The sequence below is a fragment of the Paenibacillus sp. FSL R5-0623 genome (assembly GCF_037974265.1).
Classification (GTDB): Bacteria; Bacillota; Bacilli; order Paenibacillales; family Paenibacillaceae; genus Paenibacillus.
The window spans coordinates 3,682,008-3,707,490 of sequence record NZ_CP150233.1; the positions used below are offsets into that span (position 1 = coordinate 3,682,008).

Annotated in this window: 20 protein-coding genes; 19 read left to right on the plus strand and 1 reads right to left on the minus strand. The window is 42.7% G+C overall.

All coding sequences use genetic code 11. The annotated features are described in order from the left end of the window. Positions 1–21: 21 nt before the first annotated feature. Complete coding sequence (locus MKY92_RS16060) at positions 22–816, minus strand: SDR family oxidoreductase (RefSeq protein WP_339296880.1); 795 nt, start codon at positions 814–816, stop codon at positions 22–24. 177 nt (positions 817–993) lie between these two features. On the opposite strand from MKY92_RS16060, the gene MKY92_RS16065 reads away from it, so the two are divergent. From MKY92_RS16065 to MKY92_RS16155, 19 genes are all read left to right on the plus strand, one after another. Then, positions 994–1,875: a LysR family transcriptional regulator gene (locus tag MKY92_RS16065; protein ID WP_339296881.1), complete on the plus strand. Its 882-nt coding sequence runs from the start codon at positions 994–996 to the stop codon at positions 1,873–1,875. 228 nt (positions 1,876–2,103) lie between these two features. Continuing rightward, positions 2,104–2,253, plus strand: coding sequence for a hypothetical protein (locus MKY92_RS16070; RefSeq protein ID WP_339296882.1), 150 nt, complete (start codon positions 2,104–2,106; stop codon positions 2,251–2,253). A 396-nt stretch (positions 2,254–2,649) separates the two neighbouring features. Beyond that, positions 2,650–4,242: a glycoside hydrolase family 32 protein gene (locus MKY92_RS16075; RefSeq protein ID WP_339296883.1), complete on the plus strand. Its 1,593-nt coding sequence runs from the start codon at positions 2,650–2,652 to the stop codon at positions 4,240–4,242. Between the two features lie 127 nt (positions 4,243–4,369). Beyond that, positions 4,370–8,173, plus strand: a complete 3,804-nt coding sequence (locus MKY92_RS16080) for a GH32 C-terminal domain-containing protein (protein ID WP_339296884.1) — start codon at positions 4,370–4,372, stop codon at positions 8,171–8,173. Between the two features lie 666 nt (positions 8,174–8,839). Then, complete coding sequence (locus tag MKY92_RS16085) at positions 8,840–9,799, plus strand: MsnO8 family LLM class oxidoreductase (protein ID WP_339296885.1); 960 nt, start codon at positions 8,840–8,842, stop codon at positions 9,797–9,799. Between the two features lie 73 nt (positions 9,800–9,872). Continuing rightward, entirely contained in the window at positions 9,873–10,544 is a 672-nt protein-coding gene (locus MKY92_RS16090; protein ID WP_339296886.1) for an LLM class flavin-dependent oxidoreductase, read from the plus strand. Between the two features lie 40 nt (positions 10,545–10,584). Continuing rightward, positions 10,585–10,986: a nitronate monooxygenase gene (locus MKY92_RS16095; protein ID WP_339296887.1), complete on the plus strand. Its 402-nt coding sequence runs from the start codon at positions 10,585–10,587 to the stop codon at positions 10,984–10,986. Between the two features lie 304 nt (positions 10,987–11,290). Beyond that, on the plus strand, positions 11,291–13,093 hold the full coding sequence (locus tag MKY92_RS16100; RefSeq protein WP_339296888.1) for a sensor histidine kinase: 1,803 nt from the start codon (positions 11,291–11,293) through the stop codon (positions 13,091–13,093). Next, complete coding sequence (locus tag MKY92_RS16105) at positions 13,071–14,618, plus strand: response regulator transcription factor (RefSeq protein ID WP_339296889.1); 1,548 nt, start codon at positions 13,071–13,073, stop codon at positions 14,616–14,618. The genes MKY92_RS16100 and MKY92_RS16105 overlap by 23 nt, the downstream gene beginning before the upstream one ends. A 230-nt stretch (positions 14,619–14,848) precedes the next feature. Continuing rightward, a complete protein-coding gene (locus MKY92_RS16110; RefSeq protein ID WP_339296890.1) occupies positions 14,849–16,420 on the plus strand; it encodes a glycosyl hydrolase in 1,572 nt (523 codons plus the stop codon). A gap of 65 nt (positions 16,421–16,485) precedes the next feature. Beyond that, positions 16,486–18,645 carry an alpha-galactosidase gene (locus MKY92_RS16115; RefSeq protein WP_339296891.1) on the plus strand — a complete coding sequence of 720 codons (2,160 nt, stop codon included), beginning with the start codon at positions 16,486–16,488 and terminating at the stop codon, positions 18,643–18,645. 187 nt (positions 18,646–18,832) lie between these two features. Further along, positions 18,833–19,792 (plus strand): sugar ABC transporter permease, encoded by a 960-nt coding sequence (locus tag MKY92_RS16120; RefSeq protein ID WP_339296892.1) that lies wholly within the window; start codon positions 18,833–18,835, stop codon positions 19,790–19,792. A 15-nt stretch (positions 19,793–19,807) separates the two neighbouring features. Beyond that, the gene (locus MKY92_RS16125) at positions 19,808–20,746 is read left to right on the plus strand and encodes a carbohydrate ABC transporter permease (protein WP_076210480.1); all 939 of its coding nucleotides are present in this window, start codon (positions 19,808–19,810) and stop codon (positions 20,744–20,746) included. A gap of 65 nt (positions 20,747–20,811) precedes the next feature. Beyond that, positions 20,812–22,491: an ABC transporter substrate-binding protein gene (locus MKY92_RS16130; protein ID WP_339296893.1), complete on the plus strand. Its 1,680-nt coding sequence runs from the start codon at positions 20,812–20,814 to the stop codon at positions 22,489–22,491. Between the two features lie 36 nt (positions 22,492–22,527). Beyond that, a complete protein-coding gene (locus MKY92_RS16135; protein ID WP_339296894.1) occupies positions 22,528–23,490 on the plus strand; it encodes a glycosyl hydrolase in 963 nt (320 codons plus the stop codon). A gap of 120 nt (positions 23,491–23,610) precedes the next feature. Continuing rightward, entirely contained in the window at positions 23,611–23,736 is a 126-nt protein-coding gene (locus MKY92_RS16140) for a transposase (RefSeq protein WP_339301810.1), read from the plus strand. Positions 23,737–23,887: 151 nt separating this feature from the next. Beyond that, positions 23,888–24,370, plus strand: coding sequence for a MarR family transcriptional regulator (locus MKY92_RS16145; protein ID WP_237175181.1), 483 nt, complete (start codon positions 23,888–23,890; stop codon positions 24,368–24,370). 11 nt (positions 24,371–24,381) lie between these two features. Continuing rightward, the gene (locus tag MKY92_RS16150) at positions 24,382–24,966 is read left to right on the plus strand and encodes a nitroreductase (RefSeq protein ID WP_339296895.1); all 585 of its coding nucleotides are present in this window, start codon (positions 24,382–24,384) and stop codon (positions 24,964–24,966) included. Positions 24,967–24,982: 16 nt separating this feature from the next. Next, positions 24,983–25,468 carry a nitroreductase family protein gene (locus MKY92_RS16155; protein ID WP_339296896.1) on the plus strand — a complete coding sequence of 162 codons (486 nt, stop codon included), beginning with the start codon at positions 24,983–24,985 and terminating at the stop codon, positions 25,466–25,468. Positions 25,469–25,483: the final 15 nt, after the last annotated feature.

Here is a 25,483-nt window from a genome sequence, read left to right on the forward strand (position 1 = left end):
TTCATTTTATTAATTTCGTTATTAGACGGTAGGAATAGTTCCTCCATCTATGACATATTCACTACCTGTAATAGAAGCTGCTCGGTCCGAGACCAGAAATGCGACCAGCTCAGCGACTTCTTCAGGAAATCCTGGCCGACCAATTGGAATACCTCCGAGTGAAGTCATAAGTTGTTCAAGCGCACTTTCTCGACTTCCGGTTTCCGTTGCGATCCGATCAATTAATGCGTCAGCTGCTTCTGTCTGAATAAACCCGGGAGACAACGTATTTATGCGAATTCCTTGAGGGGAAAATTCATTCGATAATCCCTTGCTATAGTTAGTCAGCGCGGCTTTGGCAGATGCATAAGCCAGTGTAGTTTCATATAAAGGCAAACGTCTCTGGATGGAAGTGAAATGAAGAATAACACCTGATTTATTTTTTAACATAAGTGGAATTAAGCCACGATCAAGTCGAACTGCTGCGAGCAAATTCCAATTTAATGTATGAAGCCAATCCTCATCACTCAATACAAGTGCACCTCCTGGTGGTGTCGTTGATCCACCTACGCAATGGACAATAATATCGATACCTCCAAGTTGCTCTTTTACTGCTGTAATTATTTGTTCTATCCCTTCAGGTGTGGCGACATCTGCTTGCACAAATTTTACTGAATTTGGTAAGTCAGTTGATAGGGAACGGGCAGTAGTAAGGACTGTAGCTCCGCCGTTTGCAAGTCTTTTTACAACAGCTTGCCCCATTCCCTTTGTTCCTCCGGTTACAAGCACCTTTTTACCTTCAAATTCCGATACAGAAAACTCAAATTGTTTATGCATAACTATTCCTCCTAGTAATGGTAGTCAATATTTAATTTAAAATTGCTCTGTCTCTAAAGCTGGATGAGTTGTTCGAGAGGAGCTAGAACTAATATTACACTTGCCACTTTCATAACGTCCAATTTATTATAATAATAAAAATGATGAATAATATTAATATATGGAGGGATAGTTTTAATGGAACTTACACAATTAGAGTACTTTATGACCGTTGCACGGCTTGAACATATGACCTTAGCCTCCAAAAAACTTGGTATTACTCAGCCAGCGTTAAGTCATGCCATTGCCAAGCTCGAAAATGAAATAGGAGCTCCTTTATTTGAGCGAAATGGACGAAACATAAAGCTGAACCGAAACGGTACAATGTTCTCTAAATGGATTGGTCGAGCTCTACAAAATATTGAAAATGGCCTAAAGGAAATCGAAGAGTGGTCCAACCCGGATACTGGTGTGATTACGTTGTCTTATCTAAACATTCTCGGTGTTGAATTAATCCCTAGCCTAATTCGAAGTTATCAATTGAAGTATCCCAAAGTTCGGTTCGAATTGACACAAGGGAACTTAGGAGATATTGATGCACATCTGGAGCAAGGATTTTCGGATATTATGATTACATCGAGGGAATCTACTTTGGATAATCATCACTGGAAGACGATTCAAAATGTTCCTTTATACATTGTTGTTCCCGCTCAACATCGTTATGCAGATTGTAGCGCTCTTAGTTTGGCAGAGCTGTCTGGCGAGCCATTTATTGGATTGAAAAACAACTGTGGATTAAAAGCAACGATTTTATCCCGGTTCCAACATACCGGATTTTTTCTTGCTTCGGCTTATGAAGCGGAGGACCTGATCACTGTAGCCGGTTTTATAAAGTCGGGTCTAGGTGTATCAGTACTGCCTAAGACACTGGGTTTGATGTTAGATGAATTGGTCTGGATCCCTATCATTGATGAAGGATGGTACTGGGAAATAGGATTAAAGTGGAGAGATGATCATCATATTTCCCCTGCAGCGAAAAGATTTATTGAATATGTAGATACTTTACATCAAGGAGAATGACCGCCATTTTTTTTAGTTTTGAAAAGAAATTCTTCTGAGAAAACAATCATACTTTATTGTATTTGAACACAAGGAAAAAATCCTTTTACAATCATTGTCAGTACGTTATAATACAATCACCAGGTAGATTACCCAACAAATAAGTTAAATATTGTAATATCTAGTCACACTCGGCTCGTCATAATCTAGAGCCACTTATTACATCATAATAGTAACGGAGGTATGGTTATGATCAAGAAGAAAATTTCCACAGCCCTCAGAGCAGCTTTAATCGTTTCTATGCTGGCTACTGGCGTAATAGTCATTAACCAAGGTAACACAACGTTAGAAGTAGCGAAGTCAGCAGGGGATAAAAAGGTTGAAGTTGTTAAAGCATAAGCGAGCCGTTAATTTATTTAGAACATGTCAAGAGACAAGAACATATTCCTATTGAAGTCGCTATTTTAGCGGCTTTTTTTGTTTTATCGGTAAAATCGGGTTTAATACTAACGATATTTTGTTGAACAAGTAAAGAGAAGTTTAGATGTAAACCATTTTTACATTTGTAAACCATTAGGTTTAAAGCAATAAAAAAATGATTAAATCAACTTAAATAAATAATTGTTGTTTTCTATAATCAGTCATAAATTGTGCAAATGTAAACTAAAACAGATATATACATAAAAAATAGTGTTCATTTACCCAAAAATACTTTGACAAACGGAAACAGGTGGATTATTTTGTTAATAAGGAATGCATATTTCTTCTTTTAGATTCTAAGTAGCTTAAGGGAGCGTGAATAAAATTAAAAAAGTACATCTATCAGGTGAAAATAGTATCAGCAAAGATCCAGAAAACTTTATTTATAAAAATGAATACAGACCCCAAATACATTATTCGCCTAAGGGAAATTGGATGAACGATCCTAACGGAATGGTTTATTACGAAGGAGAATATCACCTTTTCTACCAATATACTCCCCATGATACGCAGCCTGACTTCGGCAGAATGCATTGGGGGCATGCAGTAAGTAATGATTTAATACATTGGGATGAACTTCCACCAGCCATCTCGCCTGGGGAAGATGGCGCGATCTTTTCGGGAAGTGCGGTAGTCGATAAGAACAATACCAGTGGATTCTTCAACGAAGCAGGATCAGGATTGGTAGCAATTTATACTAATAACGATAACAGCGCTCAACCCGGTAAACCGCAGGTTCAAAGCATCGCTTACAGCAAGGACAAAGGTAGAACCTGGACAAAATATGAAGGTAACCCTGTCTTATTCCCCACGGAGACGCTAGACTTTCGAGACCCAAAAGTATTCTGGCATGAAGAATCTTCAAACTGGGTAATGGTTCTTGCTGTAAGTGACCGTGTAGAATTTTACACATCTTCGAATCTTAAGGATTGGTCTTTTGCAAGCGGTTTCGGTTCTGATATTCCGGGCATTCATTGTGGGATTTTTGAATGTCCTGATGTTTTTAAACTCCAAGTGGATGAAGACCCTAACACCACTAAATGGATTCTGACACTAAGTGTCGGAGATAGAAATGGCGTAAATCCAAACGATTCAGAACCACCCGCAGGCGGTTCTGGCATGATGTATTTTATTGGTCACTTTGATGGTAAGGTTTTTACACTAGATGAAACATTGGAATCATTCGATGCAATCCAATGGATAGATTACGGATCTGACTTTTACGCGGCCGTGACCTGGGACGGTATCCCGAATGAGGATGGGCGAAAGATTTGGGTCGGCTGGATGAATAATTGGCGTTATGCTTCCACTCTTCCTTCTAAAGAATGGCGTGGTCATATGTCCATCCCACGTGAGATTCAGCTCAGGACGTATTCGGAAGGACTTCGCTTAATTCAAGCACCCATAACTGAGTTAAATCAACTTAGAAAATCAATTCTGTCTCTACAAGACATTACGATTAAACCAGATATGAACGTTTTGTCTGCTGTTTCTGCTGCAAAGATGGAAATTATTGCGGAATTCGAAATTGGTAATGCAATAGAATTTGGGTTCAAGGTGCGAAAGTCTTCCTCTTCCAACCAGGAGACAGTCATCGGATATAATGTCTTGGATGAGGAGTTGTTTGCCGATCGAACGAAGTCGAACGCTGTTGATTTCCATCCCGATTTTGCTGCAAAACACAAGGCCCCCATGAAGCCAGAGCATAAACGGATACAGTTGAGCATCTATGTTGATTGGTCAAGTGTAGAGATCTTTGGCAACAATGGGACAACTATCATTTCAGACACGATTTTCCCCGACTTGGGAAGTACAGGGCTGGAACTCTATGCCATTGGCGGAGAACTAAAGGTCGTGTCGCTTCAAATCAATGATCTCGTAAGCATTTGGGAAAATCAGAGGGTTTAGAATTTAGTAATGGCTTGATTCCCCTTAATGGTTACTGCGCGGTTTTGGGCAACCAAACTGAACTGGTTGTCCAAAACCAATTAAATTTGAACCAACTTCACAATATTATTAGAAAAGAGGGTATGGAATGAAAGATAAATCTAAATTCGCAATATGTCTTCTGATGGCAACGGGATTAACTCTGACTTCAAACGGGATTTTTACATCTAAATCAATTGCGGCTAGTGCTGTACTCGCTGATCAGGAAACAAAGAAACAGGCAAAGGAGGAGCTTGATATTTTTGAAAGCGCATCCAAATCAAACACCAATTTGATAGGCTGGCAAGTGAAAGGAAAAGGGGGATTAGAGGATACTTCAGAAGGAATCTTGCTGACTTCACAGCCTAAAGAAAATGTAATGGCCATCTCAGAGACAGTTTCCGATGATTTTATCTATGAAGCTGATGTCATGATCAGGGATACGAAGGCAGACGCAACATTGTTATTTCGTTCTAATGAGGATGGCTTTAGCTCGTATATGCTGCAAATCGTTCCGGACGCAGGCCTGATTCGGTTAAGAGATGCAAGAAATGGAGATGGGAGATTAAAGGAGGAGCGTAAAGTTTCTGTTGAAATGGGGCAAATCTATCATCTTAAAGTGAAGGCAGTGGGTTCCTCGCTAAAAGTATATTGGGGCAATCAATATAAACCATTAATTGATGTTCAAGACATTTCGTATCAAAGCGGAAAGCTTGGACTCCATGTATGGGATGGATCCGCCTTGTTTTCAAACATCGTGGTAAGCGATCTGAAAGGTAATTTGGGGACGGTGCTTTCTAACAAGGGAAAATGGCAGCCTGATATTAACGGCAAAAGAGGGACGGTAGAACAGGAGAGCAAAGCACAGCAAATCTATAATAAAAATGCGACTGATATGGTCTATGAAGGGAGTATTACCCTTCGTCCTGATTCTATTGCAGCTCTCGCATTTCGATCTTCAAGCGATGGAGCTGAAGGATATGAAGCTACTCTTACGAAGGAAGGAGATCGGGTCCGTGTAAGTTTGACGAATACAAAAGGAACCGTAATTGCAAGTTCGCAACGTACTTATCCGAGTCAGATGGGAGCCAAACATCATGTGGAAATCAAGGCAAAGGGAGATCGAATTCAGGTCTTCCTGGACGGGTACACTACGGCTGCAATTGACGTGAAAGATACAACCTACAGGAGTGGAAGTACTGGAATCGCCGTAAAAAAGGGGACGGCTTACTTCCAGGATACTTATGTGACGGAACAGAGCCAATATTACAATGAGATATATCGTCCACAATATCACTACACGCCTATACGTGGTTCAGCGAGTGATCCGAATGGACTTGTCTACTTCGAAGGAGAATATCATCTCTTCCATCAGGATGGAGGAACATGGGCACATGCGGTAAGTAAAGATATGCTGAACTGGAAACGGCTTCCGATTGCACTTCCCTGGAATGATCACGGACATGTCTGGTCTGGGTCAGCTGTTGCGGATATGACAAATGCATCTGGTTTATTCGGAGATTCAGGAGGCAAAGGCCTTATTGCATACTACACTTCCTTTAATCCGGATAGCCCGAATGGGAACCAGCGTATAGGTCTGGCTTACAGTAAAGACCAAGGTCGTACTTGGGCGTATTCGAAGGAGCGCCCGATTGTGATTGAGAACCCAGGTAAGAGCGGAAATGAAGCTGGGAATTGGGATTTCCGCGATCCGAAAGTGATCCGTGATGATGAAAATAACCGCTGGGTTATGGTTGTGTCCGGAGGAGATCATATTCGTTTCTACACGTCAACGAATTTACTTGACTGGACATTGACAGATAATTGGGGATATGGGGATTACGTCCGCGGAGGAGTATGGGAATGTCCTGATTTGTTCCAGCTTCCGGTAGACGGAACGTCACAGAAGAAGTGGGTTATGATGATCAGTACAGGAGCGAATCCCAAAACAGGTGGATCAGATGCCGAGTATTTTATCGGTCATTTAACAGCTGATGGTAAATTCGTGAACGATAATCCGGCGGGTAAGGTGCTAAGAACAGATTTTGGTAAAGAATTTTACGCTTCCATGTCTTTCGCTAACATGCCTGATCATCGCACAGTGATGATGGCGTGGATGACGAATTGGGATTATCCGTTCGCTTTCCCAACGTCCAATTGGAAAGGTGAACTAACCATTCCGAGAGAAGTATCATTGGTAACGACCAAAGATGGAATTCGGATGGTGCAAAGTCCAATTAAAGAATTGGAATCACTGCGTAAACCTTTGTATTCTGCTTCCAACAAGTCGGTGAGTCCTTCTTCCGGGAATCTGCTAAAAGGTATTATTTCAGGTGCTTACGAAATTGAAGCTGAAATTGAAATCCCCGAAGCCAGCACAGTGACCGAGTTTGGCTTTAACATTCGTGAGGGTGCAAATCAGAAGACGGTCGTGGGGTATAGGGCAAGCGATAGTCGTATGTTTGTGGACCGAACTGCATCCGGTGAAACGGATTTTTCTAACCTATTTAGTAAGAAACATGAAGCGCCTACGCAAATGGAGAATAATCGGATCAAGATGCGTATTCTTGTGGATGAGTCTTCTGTTGAAGCCTTTGGTAACGACGGCAAAGTCGTCTTTTCAGATGTTATATTTCCGGATCCTGCTAGTAGAACGATGAGTTTTTACGTGAAAGATGGGAATGTAAACGTTGTTTCCTTGAAAGTGCATCAACTCCAATCTGTCTGGAACGAGGACATTCCTTCAAAAGCTCAAATAAAGATGGATACGAGCGCTCGGGAACTGGGGGTAGGCGAGTCGGATACACTGCAGGCGATGGTCGAGTATGGTCCGGGTTTAGGCGTTCAACCGCTGAAGTGGAATTCCAGTAATAACGACGTAATAGCCATAGACTTGGTAGACAATTCACACGCAGTTATTAAGGCAAAAAAAGAAGGGGAGTCCACAGTCACCGTATCTACTCCGAATGGCAAAACTTCCACTAGTGTACTCGTTAAAGTCTCAGGTGGCGAGTTCCGGTCAAACCTGAGTGGATGGACTAAAGATCTGTCTGCTGCTTCATGGTTAGTTAGTGAACATGGGATTCGGGGTAAATATTTGAGCGATGCGAATTATATTGCCAAAGAGAAGGCTGGGAATTTTACGTATGAAGCAGACATGATGCTCGGTGAAACAGGAGGGGCAGGTTCTATTTTGTTCAGAGCCAGCGAAGATGGTCGCAGTGGATACTATCTGAATCTAGACCCTAACATGAAGGCGATCCGTCTGTTCTATAAAATCAACGGAGGATTTGAAGAACGACAGGTTCTTGCAAAAGTACCAACTTTCATTCAACCAGGTCAAACGTATAAGGTGAAAATAGAAGCGAATGGTCCGCATATTATAGTTCACGTGGACAGTCAAAAAGTCTTAGATATTATGGATGGTACTTTTGCAGAAGGTCACTTTGGACTCCATGTATTTGGCGGCTCCGCATCTTATCAGAACGTCAATTTGAGTAACGGTGAACATGCAAACCTCACCAAGTCCAGCCTTGTAAATGCCGCAACGCAGAAATCCATTTTCACAGCTAACCTTGTCAACGGGGAGCCGGTTGCCTTGCAGGATGCAAGTGCGGCTTCCGTCCAGAAGTGGGTATTTGTTCCGACAGGCGACAAAGCAGGTTCATATTCAATTCGTACTACGGCCGGTCAGACGCTTGATCTGGATATAGGGCAAAACAAACTTCAGCTATATCATTACTTAGGATATAACAACCAGCGTTGGGTCCTTCACCAAAACAAAGACGGATCCGTTCATATTACTTCAGCTCATCATCAAAAGGCATTAGAAGTATCGGAAGATGGGACCGAACTCTTCCTGAGTGAACTGAATCCATCACTTGATCGACAAAAATGGATATTAGCGAAATAATCAAGATATATTCCATGAAACATGCTGTAGCCTGTATTTGCAGGATGTGGACCCAATGTAGAAAAATGACGAATAAAGTGATTGTTAACTGACTTATTGTGAGATATTATGGGTCGAGTAAACGTTTACATCAATAATGAATTGAATATTAGCAGTGTTTGGCTGTTACTGGTAAAGCAGGCATGACCAAAATGATTTTGCATTTTCCTTATGTGAGTAGAGGAAAGCGTATCGTTTTGGTCTTTTTTATATCCAATTCAGAAATGGGGCAAAGGTATGGATTAGCGTAAGTTGGGACAAGAGATTACGGAATTGGTTGGAAAGAAGGATAATATCGCGGGGCTTACACACGATGCAATCCGTTAAGAGGAAGCCATTCTCGGCGTGGGAACTGCTATGACAATGCATGTATTGAGTCGTTCTTCTCCCACTTAAAGACGGAGAAGTTGTATTTGGAGAAGCCTCAAAATCTGGAGCAAGCAAGGAAACCCTCATTCAAATCACTCCTAATCTATAGGTACAAAAAGATGTACTATGTTCATATAAATTGCCCTCTTTGCAAACGAAACGATTACACTTAAGATTGGCTCAACAACCAAAACAAACAAAACCATTCAAATTTATTTAGCAAGCTAACTAATCTTAAGATGGCAAGGAGCAATTAATATGAGTACAGCAAATGAGCTAAGGCTTTCGATTTTGGAATTTGTTCATATCTATAACGGAACCACAGCTACGGAAAGTCTTCAGAATATGACGGAAATGGTTCAACTAGCAGAACAGTGGGGGTTCAACAGATCAGCTCACACTAGAACAATTCGAGTAGGTTCGGGAGGCGTTATGCTACCTAATCATAGTCCTTTGAAAGTAATGGAGAACTTTACGCTTCTCGAAGGATTGTATCCAGGGCGAGTTGACCTCGGGATTGGCCGAGCATCTGGTACGGATGCCAGAACGATGTGGGCATTATTAAGATCCCAGGCATTAATGGAGGTTAATGATTTTCCAGAGCAACTAGATACTCTGCTTTCCTTCTTTGCCCGTAACTTTAAAGAAAACCACCCATTTAGTCACATCCATCCTCCCGGAGATCGTTCAATGGTTCCAGATATGTTTATGCTGGGATCTAGTGAGGGTGGGTTACAATTTGCTTTGGAAAAAGGATTAGGATTTGTATTTGCAGCTCATTTGGCACCTCAACGGGCTATTCCCATGTTAAAAGCCTACCGTTCTAATTTTAAACCTTCATCTTATTTAGCTGAGCCCCAAAGTATGTTAGCGATGATCGTTATTACAGCTGAGACGGCAGAAGAGGCTAAATATATCGCAGGACCAGCGGAATTAATGTGGGCACAGATGAGCACAGGGACAATAAATCTTACTTTCCCTACACCGGAAGAAGCTAAAAGTCACAAATACACGCCTCATGAAGAGCTGGCTAGGGAACGTAACAAGGATCGCTTTGTCATTGGAAGTGTTGGACAGGTTGCGGAGCAACTTAGACAAATGGCGAAAGCAAGTTTAGTGGATGAAATCATGATTGCTGACTTCTATCCAAATCAAGAGAGTCGGAAGAAAGGGCATAAATTATTGGCTAAGGAATTAGGTGTTCTACAAGGAAAGTAACTGAACTCGTGAAAAGGAGATCATTCAATTATGGAAGAAAGAAAGCAGATCTTTATCCCATGAAAAAAGAGTTTTGGAGATTGTTGAAGGACTTTGGGACTCGTATGAAGATGATGCCTTTATACGTGATAAGGAACGTGGGGTATTTTATGACCCGCGTAAAATGCATCCGCTAGATTATACCGGGAATTACTTTTCCGTGGAGGGTCCCTTAAACATCAGTCGATCGAGGCAAGGAAGACCAGTGGTCTTTCAAGCGGGCACTTCACCGGAGTTCATGGATATTGCTGCACAGCATGCCGAAGTCATCATGGCACCAGGACATGATTTGGAATATCTCAAGGCATTCACTAATGAACTTAAACGTAAAGTTCAAAATCAAGGGCGTTCACCATATGACCTGATGATGATGCCTTCTCACAACCCGATCGTTGGTAGAACGGAACAAGAAGCCCTGGAAAAGCTAAGGGAAATTGAATCATGGATGCCTAAAGGTTATCGAATGCCGAAACCTGGAATGATAGGATCGGCAGAGCAGGTTGCCGAACAAATCGAACATTGGTATCGAGAAGGCATCATGGATATCTTGCTGATTAGACAAGATCAACCTGCAGGATTTAAGGACTTTATCCAATTGGTTGTTCCCATCTTGCAAGATAGAGGCATATTCCGTAAGGAATATGAGGACGACACACTTCGGGGAAATTTAGGTCTACCTTACCCAGAAAATAAATACACGAAGTAATAATATAAAAATTCGTTTAACAAGAGGAAAACAGATCAAAATGGCTAACAGAGTATGTGAAATATTAGATATTAAAAAGCCAATTATACAAGGACCCATGTCTTGGGTTACTAATGCCGAATTGGTTGCAGCAATAAGCAATGCGGTTGGATTAGTATTTCTAGGTCCAAATGCCGGTCAGGTTGATACAACTCGCTCACCTGAAAGAAGTGCGGAAAGAATGAGAACTGAAATACAAAAAAACAAATCTTTAACGAATAAGCCATTTGGAATTCCATTGATCGTGAATCGTGATTTAGCTTACACATGGCCACTTATAGAAACAGTTATTGACGAGAAAGTTCCTGTTGTTCTGGTGAATGATACACTGGATGAAAGAATCTTTAAACCATTAAAAGAAAACAATATGGAATTACACCAATTAAAGCGATTAGAACTGTAAAAGCAGTCATCAATGATTAAATGCAAGATTTTAAATAATTGCCTTGATAGACTTACCCTCACCAAGCAACCGATCATATGATCGGTTGCTTGGTTTATTATTAGTTAGAAAAACTCGATATGAAATAACTCTGACCTACTACGAACCAATCGGACCCTCTCGATCCCATATAAAATGTTTCATTGACTATTCAAAAAGAGAAGAGTAGATTTGGCTTTATGTAAAAAGGAAATAGTACAATATTAATCATATGTGAATTTCATCCATCATTATCGGAACTACATATAGGAAAGAGGCCCGTGCTATGCGCTTTATCCGAATATTAAATGACATCAGACTTAAAAGTAAGCTATCATTGATCTTTATAACCGTGGCCGTACTCCCACTTTTAATAAGTGGCATCTATCTAACAAGCAAGCTGAAAGAAGTCATGATCCTGAATGCCGCTGAACAAGCAGCTAATGACGTAGAGCGTGTTCAGAAAAGGACCGAGGAGGTGATCAATGCAGCCTTAGATATTTCCTATCAACTCTCCAATGATAACCAAATGAAATCTATAGCAAGCCGCAACTATGAAAGTTATAACGAAGTCATTCAAAGCTATCGTCAATACACAGGCATTCGGGATTATATGCGGCTTTATAAAGAGATAAAATCCATTCGGTTATATACGGCCAATCCGACAATGCTCAATAACTGGGAATTTATGCAGCCAGATGACCGAACGCAACAATCCGATTGGTACAGATCCGCATTGAGTCAAAAGGGGCTAGCAGGTTGGGGCTATATTGAAGATGAGCGTGATCAAAAAAAATATCTAAGTCTGGTGCGAAAAATTAACCTTGATGAGTTGAGAAATGAGAGTGTGTTGGTGATTAATGTGAATTCTGATTTGCTAAATTCTATTCTATCGCAAGAGACATTCTCAACGATGATCGTCGACAACAACAATAATATCGTGGCAGCCAACCGGCCCAATCTTTACGGTAAAAACCTTGCCTCTGTGCATGCTGGGAGCAATATGTTGTCTCAAACGGAGGGCAGCTACGAAGCTGTTATGGATGGGAAAAATTCGAAGGTGGTTATAGCAAACATAACTCCACAGAATAGTTGGAACGGACTACGTATCATTTCCGTTTTTACGGTGTCTGAAATTCTACATGATGCAAACGCTATCATTCGCTTGGCTACATTTGTTATAGGTGGATGTCTAATCATCGCAGTTTTGCTTGTTTATGTTTCGGCATCATTTATTGCGAGAAGACTGCTTCGACTTAGTAAGCACATGTCCCGAGTAGGTACGGTGTCCTGGGATACTTATCTTGACCTCGATGGAAAAGATGAAATCGGCCAACTCTCCAGACAATTCAATGATCTGGTTCATCGAATCAGTGAACTAATGTTAGAAGTGGAAGAAAGTAACCAGCAGAAACAGACACTATTGCAAAAACAAAATGATATTAAATTTAAGATGTTAGCGAGCCAGGTCAATCCCCACTTTTTGTTTAATACACTTGAGTCCATTCGAATGGAAGCACATCTTCGCGGGGAAGAGGGCTTGGCCCAAGCTGTGTGGCAGCTTAGCGTGTTGATCCGAAATAGTTTAGAGGTCGGAAGTCGCCAGATCCCACTTTCAGATGAGTTAAACATGGTTCGGTGTTACTTGGAACTTCAAAAATTCCGGTACGAAGACCGACTTCAATACATTATGGAAATCGACCCAACAAGCGAACACATTGAAATTCCCCCACTTATCATTCAACCTTTGGTTGAGAACTCGATACTCCATGGGTTGGATCGCAAAGAGGGTCCAACGTTGATCACTGTTCGAACGAAGGTTAACGATCAGGGGACGTTATTTGTAGAAATCCATGATGATGGTGCGGGTATTCCTCCAAAGAAAATGAATGAGATAAAAAAACAGTTAATGAACTCCGATGAAGCCGGGGATCGTATTGGGCTACGTAACGTGAACGACCGATTAGAACTTACCTACGGTATACGTTCAAGGCTTTCAATTGAAAGCAAAGAGGGCAGAGGCACCTGCATCACATTTTGTATTCCGAAGGAGGGAGGGGAACCTGATGTTCTCCGTGATCATTGTTGATGATGAACCCAAACTACGTTTGGGGTTGCAAACGTTAATACCTTGGAGGGAATTGGGATTTGAAGTGATTGGAACGGCAGCTGGTGGAAATGAGGCTCTCCGAATATTCGAAGAAACGATTCCCGACGTATTGTTGGTTGATATACGTATGCCAGGCATGGACGGATTGGAACTCCTTCAGCAGATCCGTCACCGTGGCTGGATCAGTCATGTCATTATACTCAGTGGTTACGCCGATTTTGAGTACGCGCGGCAAGCTCTTCAATTCGGTGTTGAAGCATATCTACTCAAACCTGTAAACAAGGAAGAACTTTCAGCATCATTTCGAAAGATTCATGAACAGCTCTCAAACGTGCAGAAAAAAAATATGTTACAAAAAACGAATACACCGGAATGGATACTTTATTCTCTACTAACCGGTAATCATGCTTCAGAGGATTCCACTTTGAGTAAGTGGTCAGACTCATTTGAAATCAGCTGGACTACGTATCAGGTCGTTTTAATCGGGTTCTCAGGTTCAGATCCAGAAGAAAGCGAACAAATTCAGAATTTCAAAAATGTAGTCAGCAGAACCTACGCTTCGGAACGTCAAGGGTTCGTTTTATATTTTGCACCATACATTGTTTTATTGCTAAGTAACTCTCCTGTTAGCGAATTGGGATGGACCGAGCTTCACAAGAATCTCCAGCTCTTATCAGGTGAGCTTCGATTTGAGATGGACGTAGCAGTAGGGCAGCCCGTGCGGTCTCTTGAGGAAGTTGTTCATTCGTTTAGAACAGCAAAATCCCTTTTGGAGCGTAGTTTTTTCTATGACAGAGGAAGGCTTCTCACTGAGGAAACACCAGAAAGCTATCGACAGGAAACTGTCCATTCTTCAGTATTATCTATGTCAAATAAAGAGGAAGAAGCTTTCAGGTTGCATTATCTGGTCGATGTTGGGCATGCAAGTGCAATCTCGTCATTTTTGAACGAAATAGCATTACAACAAGTAGCTAATCAGGCTGATGAAAAGGAGATCCGTGACCGTTTCTTCTATCTTGCTAATGAAACAGTTCGAAAAATTCATTCCCGTGTCTGGTCTTTAAGCGATTATCCAGGAGACCCGGCCCAATTCCTTGCTGAAGTATATCATTCCCGATATATTCAGGATCTCGTCGACCGTATTTCTGTTGTTATGGAGAGGCTCGCTCGATGCGCAGATTACAATAGTAAAGACAATGAAATGAAGCGATTGCTGGATTATATAGATCGGCACTATGGGGATAACCTAAGATTAGAAATGCTTGCCATATTGTTTAACTACAGTAGTTCCTATCTGGGCCAACTCTTCAAAAGTTACACAGGGGAATATTTCAACGCCTATCTTGATCGGATACGGATTCAGAAAGCGAAAGAATTACTGGCTCAGGATATGAAGGTTTACGAAGTTGCTGAAAGGGTAGGATATTCAAACGTCAATTATTTCTACACCAAATTCAAGAAGTTAGAAGGGGAGTCGCCTTCTTTTTATCAAAAAAAAGAATAACCTTAAACCATGCTCCTCTACTAACGGAAGTAACGAACAGTAGGGGAGTTTTTTAATTCCCTTATGAAAAGAAATGTATTTTCTGAAAATACAAAGGATTTTAGAATGAAATGATTTAAGATTTGTGATATGTCCGAGAGCCTCCTCAGCCAATATAGTTGATACGAAAGGAGGGACCATCACAATTGAAAGCGATAACAGGAATGTAATGAACGGAGGGGAGGCATAAAATGAAGACTAAATCAGGTTCAATGATAAGGTATGCAGCGTCAAATAAAACCTATTTAATGTTAGGATCGGCCTTTTTCTTTTTGGGCATTATCATGTCGAGTTTCACTCATTCCAGGGTGGAAGCAGCCATTACGGTACCCGGATTTGTTGTTGAACCTAATCAAACACAAGCATTAATAGTAACATTTAAAGATGCTCAGCTAGAAGGCTACGGGATTGAGAAACGGGACGGGACAACTGCCAAAACAATGGACAAGTTATATGGTGGCAAAGGTTACATTTCTTATTTTTTCGAAGAGGATAATTCAGCTAAAGGAAGCGCTGCGTTCAAGGTTGAAGCACCGGAAGATGGCCTGTATGAGTTGAGCTTGGGATATTACATTCCTGAAGGGAATGGGGACAAAACGACCTCTATTCAAGTGAATGGTTCAGGTGCTGGTGAATTGACGCTAAATGCTCCCAACCCAGGGCAGGTCCGCGCTGAAAAAAAGGTGACAAAAGTGCTTCTGAACCAAGGCAGCAACTCCATCCAAATCTTACGGGGGTGGGGATACTATGGTATTGAGTATATCAAGCTCAAACGTGTAGATCCCAATATATCCAAACAGCAAATAAAGATGCATACCTTGAGTAATTCCAAAGCAACTCCGCAAACGAAAGCACTCTTAGATTTTATGACCAGTCAGTATGGAAAGAAAATAATTTCAGGACAGCAAACACTGGAAGATGCGAAGTGGATCTACAAGCAGACAGGAAAATCCCCTGCGCTGGTTTCCAGTGATTTGATGGATTATTCTCCATCCCGTGTTGAAAATGGAAGCACCTCAAACGAGGTGGAGAAGATGATTGAATGGTATGAACGTGGAGGAATAGTATCATTAAGCTGGCATTGGAATGCGCCGAAGGGAATAGGCGGCAACGAACCGGGCCACGAATGGTGGCGAGGTTTTAATACCGAGTTCACGACCTTCGATGTAGAATATGCCCTGAATCATCCGGGATCGGAAGATTACAAGCTTTTAATTCGAGACATTGATGCGATCGCTGTTCAGTTGAAGCGATTACAGGATCATAACATTCCCGTACTTTGGAGACCACTGCACGAAGCAGAGGGCGGCTGGTTTTGGTGGGGAGCCAAAGGTCCTGAACCTGCCAAAAAATTATATAGACTAATGTACCAACGTTTGACCGATCACCATCAGTTAAACAATCTCATTTGGGTTTGGAACTCTGTGAAGGAGGAGTGGTACCCGGGCGATGATATAGTCGACATTGTGAGTGTCGACGTTTACAATCCAGCGGGCGATCATAGCCCGAACATTGCCAAGTATGATGAACTCTTGTTTTTGGGCAAGCACAAAAAGCTTGTAGCGCTTGCAGAAAACGGCCCTATTCCGGATCCTGATCTGCTGAAGACTTACGGCGCACATTGGAGCTTTTTTAATACCTGGACTGGAGATTATCTACGCGACGGAAAAACGAATACAAAGGAATATTTGAAAAAGGTATACAATCATGAAAACGTTCTTACGCTAGATGAACTTCCCAAAGGATTGTATGAAAGTCCCTAAATTGAGAAGCGATACATTTTAGTATGGAACAGAAACAATCTAATTTAACAGGAGTGAATCATGTAATGGCTATTTATATAAACGAGTCACAGCATATTTTTCATCTGCAATCCCGCGTAACCAGTTATGTTATTCAAATCATAGACGGCTATCCGTTACTGGTATATTGGGGACAAAGATTGTCCGAGAAAGGAAACCTTGAAAAACTTGTACCAGGTCTGGAAAAAACGGAGCTAGGCTCCATGCCTCATGAATATCCGCAATATGGAACAGGTGACTTCAGATCGCCTGCCTATCAAGTTCTACTTGAAGACGGGAGCCGCATTACAGAGCTAAGCTTCAAAGGGTACTCAACCGGCGCTGGTAAACCAGCACTTGATGGTCTGCCGTATGTGTATACGGAAACAGACCATGAAGCAGATACCTTGGAGCTGGAACTGGAGGATGCGTATGCAGGAATCACCGTTCTTCTGAAATATTGCATCTTCAGGGATGGAGCTATTACCAGGTCAGTTCATTTTAAGAACAACGGTCAACGCACGATCAAACTTTTACGTGCGCTTAGTGCCAATGTTGATTTGTATGGCAAGAGCCATTATGAATTGTTATACCTTGCGGGTCATTGGGCACGTGAGGCGCATCTTCAACGCAGGCCCCTGGGCCCCGGAGGTACTAGTCTCGGGAGCAGACGTGGAATGAGTAGTCATCAGCACAATCCTTTTGCGGCTGTCGTTAGCCCGGGAGCCGATGAGGATCATGGGGAGGTTTTTGCAGTAAATCTGGTGTATAGCGGTAATTTTCATGCCGAAGCTGAAGTGGATGCTTTTGGTGTCGTTCGTTTGGGCATTGGCCTGAATCCATTTGATTTTGGTTGGCTGCTTCCTCCTGGCCAATCCTTCCAAACTCCTGAGGCTGTATTGGTATATTCAAATGAAGGGATCGGAGGCATGTCCCGAATCTATCATCGACTCTACCGGAACCGTTTATGCCGCGGCGTGCATAGGGACAAGGAGCGACCGATTCTCGTGAACAATTGGGAGGCAACTTATTTTAATTTCACTGCAGAAAAGATTGAAGCGATTGCCGAGGCAGGCTCTCAACTGGGGATTGAACTGTTGGTGCTTGATGACGGCTGGTTTGGCAAACGTGACAGCGACAATAGTTCGCTCGGAGACTGGGTTGAAGATCGGAGAAAGCTTCCTAACGGCTTGCGTGATTTGGCAGAGCGGATTGAACGCCAAGGCTTGCAATTCGGATTGTGGTTTGAACCTGAAATGATCTCACCCGACAGTGATCTGTACCGGAAGCACCCCGACTGGTGCCTGCACGTTGAAGGCCGTCGCCGGACGGAAGCCCGCTGGCAATTGGTATTGGATCTTTCACGGCCGGAAGTCCGTGATTATTTGTATGATGCACTGGCTGAAATCTTCACCAACGTACCTGTTTCTTATGTAAAATGGGACATGAACCGCGCGTTGACCGAAATTGGTTCCGCAACGGCTTTACCCGAGAATCAACAGGAGATTGCACATCGGTACGTGCTTGGGCTCTATGAACTTTTGAATAAACTGACGACTGCATTTCCGGAAATTTTATTCGAAAGTTGTTCCAGCGGTGGAGGTCGGTTTGATCCCGGAATGCTGTACTACATGCCGCAGACTTGGACAAGTGACAACACGGATGCCGTGGAACGCTTAAAAATACAATACGGGACCAGTTTGGTATATCCCGTCAGTACCATCGGAGCTCATGTCTCCGCGGTGCCGAACCATCAAGTCCACCGTGATACCTCACTTAAATTCAGAGGTGACGTTGCGATGTCGGGGAACTTTGGCTATGAACTTGATCTGACCAAATTCACGGATGCCGAAAAAATCCAGGTGAAAGAACAGGTTGCCATGTACAAAGAACATCGTTCTCTCATACAACAGGGTGATCTATTTAGACTTCGGAGTCCTTTTCAAGGCAATGAAACATCCTGGATGTTCGTTTCGGACAATCGATGCGAAGCTATTGTATTTTACTTTCGAGTTTTAGCCAAGCCCACTCCTGCTGCTGATGTACTTCAGCTCAAAGGATTGGATCATTCGTATACTTATGAAGTGACTGGAGAGAGTGGACACATGGGAACTTTCGGCGGGGATCGTTTAATGCAAGCAGGCTTGATGATCCCTCCCCTTACAGGAGATTATACCAGTGCATGGTTCAAGTTGAGCGCTACTTAATAAATATGACGATAATAAAAATTCTCTGCATTGGTTTAATGCAGAGGATTTTTATTATACCAACTTATGAAAACAAAATTGTTTTTTCTGAAAACAGTATAGATTATTGAATGAAATCCTACTAGATCTCCGATATGTCGCCAATATAATAATCGTTTTATGATGAGAGAGGAAAGGGGGGAATGAAATGAAAGCGATAACAGAAGAGAGAAGGTTCCGCACACGCAAACAAAAAAATTCGCAAAAGTGGAAAGTCTTTAAGAATCAAAAATATCTGTACATGATGTCATTTCCGTTTGTGATTTGGGTGTTTGTATTTCAGTATTTGCCTCTGTGGGGATGGACGATGGCATTTCAAAACTACAGACCAGGCAAAGGTTTTTTCGATCAAAAATGGGTTGGATTCGATCATTTCCAAGCACTGTTTCAGGATGAGCATTTCTATTTGGTGCTAAGAAATACGCTGGCAATGAGCCTTATGGGACTTGTGGCTGGGTTCGTGTTTCCTGTATTGTTCGCAGTGGTTCTAAACGAGGTACGGGTTCAGTTTATGAAGCGTTTCGTACAGACTGTTTCTTACCTGCCTCACTTCGTGTCTTGGGTCGTGGCCGCCGGGATCGTCATCAAAATGCTGTCAACCGACGGAGGCGCGATAAACGACTTGCTCTTGGGGCTGAATTTGATTGACCAACCGATACAATTTATGGCCAAGGGTCAACTGTTCTGGGGAATAGTGACCGGAGCCGATGTTTGGAAGGAGACAGGGTGGAACGCCATTATCTATTTGGCTGCCATTTCGGGGATTGGTCCTGAACTGTATGAGGCCGCAAGGGTAGACGGCGCCAGTCGTATGAGACAAATATGGCATATTACACTCCCTGGCATCAGGCCAACAATCATCGTACTGTTTATTATGTCGATTGGCCACCTCGTAGGAATCGGATTTGAAAAGCAATTCTTGCTTGGTAATCACATGGTTAGCGATTATTCCGAAGTGTTGGATCTGTATGCGTTGAACTACGGTTTATCCATGGGGAGATATTCTTTCGGTACCGCTATTAGTATCTTTAACTCGGTCATCAGCGTGATTTTGCTGTTCGTCGTGAATGGACTCTTTAAAAAATTCGCTAACGAAAGCATTATGTAAGGAGGAGGAACAGACATGGAAGCATCCGAGCCGACAACTTCTTCCGTCACACCCAAACGACCGAAGATAGGCGCAAAATCTCCCCAAGACTTGATATTTGACACCTTTGTTTATGTTTTCATCGGAGTCGTTACGATCGCGACGCTATATCCCTTTTTGAATGTGCTCGCCATTTCATTCAACGATTCCGTAGATACTGTTCGAGGCGGTATTTCTATTTTCCCTAGACAATTCACTCTTGAAAATTATAAGCTCATCTTTAGTTATGAGGGGTTGATCACGGGATTCAAAATATCGGTGCTTCGAACTCTAATAGGAACCCTGGCAGGTCTGGTAAGCGGTTCGATGGTTGCTTATACACTTGCTCGTAGAGAGTTTCAGGGAAGACGATTTGTTTCCGTATTTCTGGCGATCACAATGTATGTATCGGGCGGTTTGATTCCTAGTTTTATCTTGATCAAGAATCTGGATCTGATCAATACGTTCGCAGTTTATATTTTGCCAGGACTCGTAAGCGCCTTCAATATATTCATCATCCGTTCGTTCATTGATGGAATTCCTTATGCTCTGCAAGAATCGGCCAAGCTTGATGGGGCAAACGATTTCACCATTTACTGGCGTGTCATACTACCGCTCACCAAGCCTGCACTTGCAACCGTAGCCTTGTTCCTTGCTGTCGGCCAATGGAATTCCTGGTTTGATACGTACCTTTATAATGGTTCCAATGACTCCCTGACCACCTTGCAGTATGAGCTCATGAAAGTGCTTCAGAGTACCACCACAAACTCGAACAATATACGTGGGGAAAACATGTCTCAATTGATGTCACAAGTGTCTCCTGACGCTGTCAAAATGGCGATTACCATCATCGCAACTGTGCCTATTCTCATTGTGTACCCATTCTTGCAAAAGTACTTTGTAAAAGGCATGACACTAGGTGCGGTCAAAAGCTGATGAGACTCTAACCGTAAATGACTTTGTATCCTTAAATTATCTGAGACATGGGGAGTGTTGTTTTTATGAGAAAGCGAACCCGAAAAACAGCAGTAACACTACTTTCAGCTGGTCTGTTGCTCAGTCAACTCGCAGCCTGCAGTGGAAGTGGTGGCGGAGAATCAGCAAGTGAAAACGGCTCGAGTCCTATCAAGCTTACTTATTTTTCAGAAGATGGAAGTCCTAACTGGAACAATATGAATGACCGTATAGGAAAAGTCATCACAGAGAAAACAGGTGTCGTTTTGGATGCTGAATTCGCGGTGGGGGACCCTGTGCAAAAGGTATCCATCATGGCTGCCACCGGTGAAGTTCCCGATCTCATAGCTGCTAAGGCGGATCTTGGCAAGCTAGTGGATGTAGGTGCAGTTCTTGATCTGACGGACTTGATTGAAGAACATGCCCCTAATATTAAAAAGATGCTTGGCGATAAGATTGTTCGTGCCAAATATAGCTTGGAGGATCAAGCCATCTATGCCATTCCGACTTGGTCTGCTATCGATGAACGTAAATTCAAAGCCGACGGCGGCTTCCAACTTCAACATCGTGTTGTAAAAGAAGCTGGTTATCCTGAAATTCGTACGGTAAAGGACTATGAGAAGGTCCTTACAGACTATATAGCTAAACACCCAACAGATGATAACGGCAACAAAAATATCGGACTAACCATTAATGCGGATGACTGGCATATGTATCAGGTGACGAACATGGGATTTTTTACGACAGGTGCACCGGATGATGGAGAATACTATGTGGATCAAGAAACTTTTGATGTAACCTATCATTTCCGCCGTTCAGAGGAAAGAGAATATTTCCGTTGGTTGAACCATATGAACGATATAGGTTTATTGGATAAGGAAAGTTTTGTCCAAAAGACGGATCAATTCAAATCCAAGGTTTCATCTGGACGTGTGCTTGGGCTAATCGATCCTGCATGGGACTATGGAGATGCTCAACAGGCATTGAAGGCATCTGGGAAATTTGACCAGACTTACGGTCATTATCCAGTCACGTTGTCTAAGGATTATAAGGATACAAATTTCTGGTCCGCTGGTTTTGACGGAGGATACGGTATTGCAATCTCCAGCGAATGCAAGGATCCTGTAGCTGCGATTAAATTTTTGGATTACCTGGCTTCTGAAGAAGGACAGATTCTGATGAACTGGGGGATCGAGGGACAAGATTACGTTGTAGAGAATGGAAAAAGAACTGTACCGAAGGATGTTCAAGAAAAGATGGACAAAGAAGGTAGTGCTTACATGAAGGAATCGGGTCTCGGCCTGTATTGGAACCTATCGGTTCATTATGGTGACGGAATTAAGGACTCAACAGGCAATTATTATACGAAAACGAACAGTGACCTTTTAACGGCGACTTACAGTGCACCCGAAAAAGATGCTTTGGCTGCTTACAAAGTCGAGCATTGGAGAGATCTTTTCCCGAAAGAAGAAGAGTTTCCTGAAAGAAAAGCCGGGGCAGTTTACAATATTGCCTTGCCAAGCGATAGCCAGGCGACAATATTAATGGCCAAAATGAAGGATATCACATGGAAACGAATTCCCGAAGCTGTAATGGCCAAACCGGAAAATTTTGATAAAGTCTGGGATGAGTACATGGCTGAATTGGAAAAGGCTGGAGTGGAAGAGATGGAAGAGGCTTTTGGTCAATATGTGAAAGACCGTGTTAAACTGTGGAGCGGTCAATAAGCATTCAATTGAGAATAGACAGAAAGGCAGGATACGATGAAATCGATACCTTGCAATCCTAATGCATCGGAAGAAGTACGTTCTGTGCTCAACTATTTCCACGAGATTCAAGGGAGTGGCATCATTACGGGACAGCACACCCAAACCATGGTGCAAGAGGAATTAAACTACATCTATCAAGTAACAGGGAAGCGGCCGGCACTATGCGGATTCGAGCTTCTTGGGTATTCTCCAAACATTAATTATGACGATAGTGGCGAAGAGTGTTTGCTGGAAATCGCTGAAAACCAGGATACGCTGCAAAAAGCCTGGGAGTGGACGGAGAACAACAGAGGCTTGCTTACGTTCACATGGCATTGGTTTTCACCGCTTGGCGGACGGGATAAAAGCTTCTATTCGGAGCATACAAATTTTAACGTAAGTAAAGCGATTACGGAAGGAACCAAAGAATATGAAGCGCTCTTGTCCGATATGGACCATATGGCCAATATCCTCCGGGAATTTTGCGACAAACGTATTCCGATCTTGTGGAGACCATTTCATGAAGCGGAAGGCACTTGGTTCTGGTGGGGCAGTCAAGGCCCGGAAATCGCAAAACAATTGTACCGTATCATGTATGAGAGGTATACCCATTACCATAATCTAAATAATTTAATTTGGGTGTGGAACTCACCGTTGGTCGAAGGTTACGTTGGGGATGACGTGGTTGACATTATTTCCAGGGATATGTATCCCCCAGCTCACCAACATACTGATTTACGGAAGGAATATGATGAACTGGTTGGTGTTACACGAACTCCAAAACTTGCTGCTATCGGGGAGATTGGTCCGATTCCGAGTATTAGAAGCTTGTCCACCTCGCGCATCCCGTGGCTGTGGTTTATGACATGGTCTCAGGATTTTGGTAGGACGGAGAAGTTTACGACAAATGAGGAGCTGCGCAGCGCCTATCACTGTGACTATGCTATAACATTGGACAAGCTACCAAAGCTATATTAAATATTCAAAAACACCTCTTGGCAGCCGATCAGGCGTGAAACGAAGGAAAAGGAACGCATGTTTGAGTGTGTGTCGTGAGACTAACGAAAAATAAGGGCGGAGTATATCCGTCCTTATTTTATTTTTACGGCTTTAGAAGGTCATATGATGCCCGATCATGTCCACATGCTGGTAGCGATTCCAACGAAGAGTGCAGTCTCAATAAAAGATAATCCGTTCAAGGCAGGTCTCTGTCCTGGATTGTAGGGTGATGTTGCAATGCCAGAGAATATAGTTGATAAGCATTATCATTCATGATATATTGTTCACTAGTAAACTAAATATAAGAGTTTATTTAGAAAAACCCTATTATTTAAATGATATTTTTGTTTATAGGTAAATAAGGAGCGATCAAAGAATGATCTCAAAAGATCGAACAAAACAGTTGCTTTATGACCAATTTATTCGTTTTTTACATGTGTATGAGAACCACAAGGATACAGAAATCGAGCATTTCCTAAGTATCGCCCAGCGAGAAAGCATCGAGAAAATCCCTCAGCATTTGACCGCGGTTCATATGATAGATTGCATAGGCAAGCATGAGCCTATTAACAACACGGGTATTGCTGAGGCGATGAATTTGTCCAAAGCAAGTATCACCAAAATTGGAAACAAACTGCTCGAGGAAGGATTCGTCAAACGTACGAAAATGAACGACAACAAAAAGGAGAGCTATTTCCGGTTGTCACCGCAAGGCAAAAAAATCTTTGAACTGCATGAACGTCTGCATATACATGAGGCTGAGCGCTTCTATCGTACTCTCGACAAATACTCGGAAACGGAGCTGAAAATAATCCATCAATTTCTTCAAGACAGCAGTATGAATATTGAATCCAGATAGAACAAAGGAGAGTGAAGCATTTGAGTCTGGCGGAATTGATCAGGGAGCGCAGGAGTATTCGTAAATGTAACTCTACGCCGGTGGACCAGGAGTTAATTGTAGCATTACTGCGTAAGGCTATAAGGCTTCAACCATCTGTTGAGTCTGGCTCGTGGCGTGTAGTATATGCCGGAACTCCAGAAGCTCGCAAACGGTTGGTGGACTGCATGCTGGAACAGATGTCACAAAGCAAGCTCGGCAAGTTGATTCCAGGGAAACTTCTGGATGTTTTTAAAAAGAGATTTACCGATATTCCTGCCCACGTCATTGTTATGTCGACTGTAGGACCGAATCGTCTGACCAATGACCGCAATTATGCGGCTGCCAGCGGGGTGATGCAGAGCTTCCAACTGTTGGGCTGGGAACGAGGGTTAGGAATGTTATGGGATACAGAGTCCATGATTCAGCATGAAGCGTTCTTCAATGGAATTGGCTTACGTGAGGATGAAAGATTTGTTGGTATTCTTCATATAGGATATTACGACAAAGCGCCAAGAAGTCGGAAAAGAACACCAGCCGAGCAGAAATGGACCGTATTGCGAGGACAGTCTACATAGAAGAGGAGGATATAAAATGAAATTGTCAGATCTGGAAGGAGTCATGGGCGGTCCGAGTGAGTTTTTGGAACAACCGGTATCGCACGACCTCATCCTTGAATTGCTTAATCATGCCGTATGGGCGCCAAATGATGGACTCCGAGAGCCGTGGCGATTTATCTTTGCCGATAACCGGTATGGGGACTTCATGCAGGGATTACAGGAGCCTGCCCCTGCATATCTTCTGGTCTTGGTGAAAGAAGAGGCGGATCAATATAAGCGGGAAGAGGACTTTGCAGCTGTCTGCTGCCTAATTCAGAATTTCCGCTTGCTGGCTCATGAGCAAAGTCTGGGTGTGCGCTGTACCTTGCATGACTGGATGTACGATTCGAGCCGTACTGAAATGTTTGGTGTACTGAATAACGAGCGCATTGCTGCGGTTCTGGAATTGGGATACGGTGCAAATCAGTGGAAAGGAAATACGGAGTTGCCTGAGACTCAACTTCATTTTGAACTGCTGTAGAGTGGAGATCAATTT

Excerpts from the sequence above, each read along its gene's own strand:
- MKY92_RS16060 (WP_339296880.1), bottom strand. The coding sequence starts at position 816 with ATGCATAAACAATTTGAGTTTTCTGTATCGGAATTTGAAGGTAAAAAG.
- MKY92_RS16065 (WP_339296881.1), top strand. The coding sequence starts at position 994 with ATGGAACTTACACAATTAGAGTACTTTATGACCGTTGCACGGCTTGAA.
- MKY92_RS16070 (WP_339296882.1), top strand. The coding sequence starts at position 2,104 with ATGATCAAGAAGAAAATTTCCACAGCCCTCAGAGCAGCTTTAATCGTT.
- MKY92_RS16080 (WP_339296884.1), top strand. The coding sequence starts at position 4,370 with ATGAAAGATAAATCTAAATTCGCAATATGTCTTCTGATGGCAACGGGA.
- MKY92_RS16085 (WP_339296885.1), top strand. The coding sequence starts at position 8,840 with ATGAGTACAGCAAATGAGCTAAGGCTTTCGATTTTGGAATTTGTTCAT.
- MKY92_RS16095 (WP_339296887.1), top strand. The coding sequence starts at position 10,585 with ATGGCTAACAGAGTATGTGAAATATTAGATATTAAAAAGCCAATTATA.
- MKY92_RS16100 (WP_339296888.1), top strand. The coding sequence starts at position 11,291 with ATGCGCTTTATCCGAATATTAAATGACATCAGACTTAAAAGTAAGCTA.
- MKY92_RS16105 (WP_339296889.1), top strand. The coding sequence starts at position 13,071 with ATGTTCTCCGTGATCATTGTTGATGATGAACCCAAACTACGTTTGGGG.
- MKY92_RS16110 (WP_339296890.1), top strand. The coding sequence starts at position 14,849 with ATGAAGACTAAATCAGGTTCAATGATAAGGTATGCAGCGTCAAATAAA.
- MKY92_RS16115 (WP_339296891.1), top strand. The coding sequence starts at position 16,486 with ATGGCTATTTATATAAACGAGTCACAGCATATTTTTCATCTGCAATCC.
- MKY92_RS16120 (WP_339296892.1), top strand. The coding sequence starts at position 18,833 with ATGAAAGCGATAACAGAAGAGAGAAGGTTCCGCACACGCAAACAAAAA.
- MKY92_RS16125 (WP_076210480.1), top strand. The coding sequence starts at position 19,808 with ATGGAAGCATCCGAGCCGACAACTTCTTCCGTCACACCCAAACGACCG.
- MKY92_RS16130 (WP_339296893.1), top strand. The coding sequence starts at position 20,812 with ATGAGAAAGCGAACCCGAAAAACAGCAGTAACACTACTTTCAGCTGGT.
- MKY92_RS16135 (WP_339296894.1), top strand. The coding sequence starts at position 22,528 with ATGAAATCGATACCTTGCAATCCTAATGCATCGGAAGAAGTACGTTCT.
- MKY92_RS16145 (WP_237175181.1), top strand. The coding sequence starts at position 23,888 with ATGATCTCAAAAGATCGAACAAAACAGTTGCTTTATGACCAATTTATT.
- MKY92_RS16155 (WP_339296896.1), top strand. The coding sequence starts at position 24,983 with ATGAAATTGTCAGATCTGGAAGGAGTCATGGGCGGTCCGAGTGAGTTT.